The organism is Alexandriicola marinus (assembly GCF_004000435.1).
GTDB classification, from domain to species: Bacteria; Pseudomonadota; Alphaproteobacteria; order Rhodobacterales; family Rhodobacteraceae; genus Alexandriicola; species Alexandriicola marinus.
In genome coordinates this window covers 1-2,944 of record NZ_RBVZ01000043.1, presented here as the reverse complement: position 1 = coordinate 2,944, position 2,944 = coordinate 1, and the positions used below count along the sequence as shown (strand labels likewise).

General features: G+C 66.7%; 3 protein-coding genes and 2 pseudogenes. 3 read left to right on the top strand and 2 right to left on the bottom strand.

The window, feature by feature from the left end; genetic code table 11:
• Positions 1–210: pseudogene (locus EP376_RS22510) on the bottom strand (IS5/IS1182 family transposase); the annotation flags it as partial.
• An 89-nt stretch (positions 211–299) separates the two neighbouring features.
• On the opposite strand from EP376_RS22510, the gene tnpA reads away from it, so the two are divergent.
• The 3 genes from tnpA (at position 300) to tnpC (ending at position 2,707) form a co-directional block, all read left to right on the top strand.
• On the top strand, positions 300–719 hold the full coding sequence (tnpA, locus tag EP376_RS22505; protein ID WP_203331149.1) for an IS66-like element accessory protein TnpA: 420 nt from the start codon (positions 300–302) through the stop codon (positions 717–719).
• Positions 719–1,072: an IS66 family insertion sequence element accessory protein TnpB gene (gene tnpB / locus EP376_RS22500; protein WP_127657707.1), complete on the top strand. Its 354-nt coding sequence runs from the start codon at positions 719–721 to the stop codon at positions 1,070–1,072. The genes tnpA and tnpB overlap by 1 nt, the downstream gene beginning before the upstream one ends.
• A 69-nt stretch (positions 1,073–1,141) precedes the next feature.
• Positions 1,142–2,707, top strand: coding sequence for an IS66 family transposase (tnpC, locus tag EP376_RS22495; protein WP_127657706.1), 1,566 nt, complete (start codon positions 1,142–1,144; stop codon positions 2,705–2,707).
• 19 nt (positions 2,708–2,726) lie between these two features.
• Here the strand turns inward: tnpC and EP376_RS22490 are convergent.
• Positions 2,727–2,919 (bottom strand): annotated as a pseudogene (locus EP376_RS22490) (transposase); the annotation flags it as partial.
• Positions 2,920–2,944 lie beyond the last annotated feature (25 nt).

Genomic DNA, 2,944 nt, shown 5'->3' with positions numbered 1-2,944 from the left:
ATAAGGCGGCCTGACCGGACGCTTACCGTCATCCGTTGGCTGGAAGCTTTTCATGGACGCCCAAGACTTGACCAGGGTTCCGTCGACCGAGAAGTGCTCGTCCGACAGCAGCGGCCTAACTCAAGGCTGCGCCAAGATCGCGGTCATGACCTTGCGCGACATGTCAGTCGTCGGCAGCCGGTCGCGGTTCTTGCTGAACGTAAGCGCGACGCTGATCCCCTCCTGCCGCTTCTGATCTGACCGTGTCATTCTCCGTGCGCATGAGCGTCGGAGGCGTTGGGTTGGAACGAGGCGGCAAAGTGGGCGTCCATTTGGATGGCTCCTCGGGTGGTGAGGTTTCACGGCTGGAGGTGATCGAGGGGCCGACCGGGCGACGTCGGCGCATGAAGGCGGAGCGGGCGCGGATCGCGGCGGAGAGCCTGGTGCCGGGGGCTTCGGTGGCGGATGTCGCGCGGCGGCACGGGACGACGCGCTGGCAGGTCTATGACTGGCGGAAGAAGCTGCGGACGGGTCAGCTTGTCGTGCCCGAGAGCGTGGCGGCCCTGCCGATGTTCGCCGAGCTAGTCGTCGAGGGCGCCGCAGCGGAGATGCCGGCAGAGACGGAGGTCACCACCGGCGTGGAGATCGTTGTCGGCGATGTCGTGATCCGCGTCGGGGCCGACGCCGATGAGGTCCTGCTGACGCGGTCGATCCGGGCGGTGCGAGCGGCGGCGTCATGATGCTCGGTCTGGGAGGGCCGGTGAAGGTCTACGTGGCGACGCGCCCAGTGGACTTCCGCAAGGGGATCGACGGTCTTGCGCTGGCGGTGCAGGAGATGTTCGGGCTCGATCCGTTCTGTGGGGCGGTCTTCGTGTTCCGCTCGAAACGGGCGGACAGGAACAAGCTGCTGGTGTGGGACCAGACCGGGATGGTGCTGGTTCACAAGCGGCTTGAGGGCGGCAAGTTCGTCTGGCCGCAGGTGCGGGACGAGGTGATGCGGATGTCCTCGGCGCAGCTGGCGGCGCTGTTTGAAGGGCTGGACTGGCGGCTGGTGCGACCGGAACGGACGCGGCGGCCGCTGGTCGCAGGATGAGTGGGCGGACGCACGGGAAGCGCCTGTTTTTGCTGGCCAGAACCGCGTCAGCGTGATTCACTCCGAGGCATGGATGCCGATGCCCTCAGCCGCGAGAATGCTCATCTGAAGGCACGCCTCACCGAGGTTGAGGCGGCCCTGCTCGAGGTGCAGGAGGCCAACCGGCGGCTGGAGGGCATCTTGCGCGCATCGCAGCGCGAGCGCTTCGGCAAGAGTTCCGAGAAGCTGTCGCCGGACCAGTTCAATCTGCCGCTCGAGGATGCCGAACTGGCCCAGGGCGTTCTCGCGGCCGCGCAGGAGAAGGCAGAGGCCGCGCTTGCCCGGGCGCGCCGGGAAGAACCTCGCAAGCCCGCGCGCAACCGCGGGCATCTGCCACCGGATCTGCCCCGGGTCGAGCGCGTGATCGAGCCTGCCAGCACCCTTTGCCCCTGCGGCTGTGGGGAGATGGCCCGGATCGGCGAAGATATATCCGAGCGGCTCGACGTGATCCCGGCGCAGTTCCAGGTTCTGGTGACGCGGCGCCCGAGATACGCCTGTCGCCGCTGTTCGAAGGCCGTGGTGCAGGCCCATGCGCCCGAGCACGTCGTGCCTGGCGGGCTGCCGACCGAACGGCTGATCGCATGGATCATCGTGTCCAAGTTCGGCGACCACCTTCCGTTTTACCGCCAGGCGGGGATCTTCGAGCGGCAGGGGCTCAGCCTCAACCGCGGCACGCTCGGCAATTGGGTCGGTCACGCCTGCTTCCACCTGATGCCCGTGATCGACCACATGAAGGCCCATCTGCGTGGTGCCGACCGGATCTTCGTCGATGAGACGCGCGCTCCGGTTCTGGACCCGGGCCGTAAGGCCACCAAGAGCGGCTACTTCTGGGCCGTCGTGTCCGACGACCGTGGTCATGGCGGTGCCGGCCCGCCCATCGTGCTGTTCCACTACGCCCCCGGCCGGGGGAAGCAGCATCCGCTGAGATTCCTGGCCGGATACCGTGGCCGGTTCCTGCAATTTGACGCCTACCAATCCTACAACGCGCTGACCGAGATCACGCGTGACGAGGGCCCGTGGCAGCTGGTCTATTGCTGGACCCATGTCCGCCGCCGCTTCGTCAAACGCTTCGAGAGCCAGGGCTCGCCCATCGCCGAGGAGGTGCTGCGCCAGATCGCGTTGCTGTATCAGATCGAGAAGACTGTGCGCGGCCAGGCTCCCGCCGACCGCCTCGCCGCCCGGCGCGAGCACGCCGCCCCCATCATCGCCGCGCTCAAACCATGGCTGGAGGCCCAGCTCTCGCGCATCTCGCAGAAGTCCCTGCTGGCCGAGGATATCCGCTACACCCTCGCGCACTGGGCCGGCCTGATCCGCTTCCTCGACGATGGCACCCTCGAGCTCGACACCAATCCGGTCGAGAACCAGATCCGCCCGATCGCGCTGACCCGAAAGAACGCTCTCTTCGCCGGAAACGAGATCGGCGCCGAGAACTGGGCCATGCTCGCCTCGCTCGTCGCCACCTACAAGCTGTCGGGCGTGAACCCCGTCGACTACCTCGCCGACACCCTCCGAGCCATCCTCGACGGCCACCCCAGATCCCGCATCGAGGGCCTCATGCCTTGGCGGCACGCCCAGCCGTCAAGCCTCGCCGCATAGGGTCGCGCCATCGCGCTTACGCACTCTCGGCCTCGAGCGCCTTAAGCCGCTTCGCATCGGCGACCTCCATGCCGCCGTACTTGCGTCGCTAGTTGTACAAGGTCGCATCGCTGATCCCGTTGCTTGCGGCACAGATCCGACGCGCTCATGCCCGCCTGGTGTTCCTTCAGAATGCCAATGATCTGCTCTTCGCTGAAACGGCTTCTCTTCATTGGAGTAGCCCCCTGAAAGTGGTCC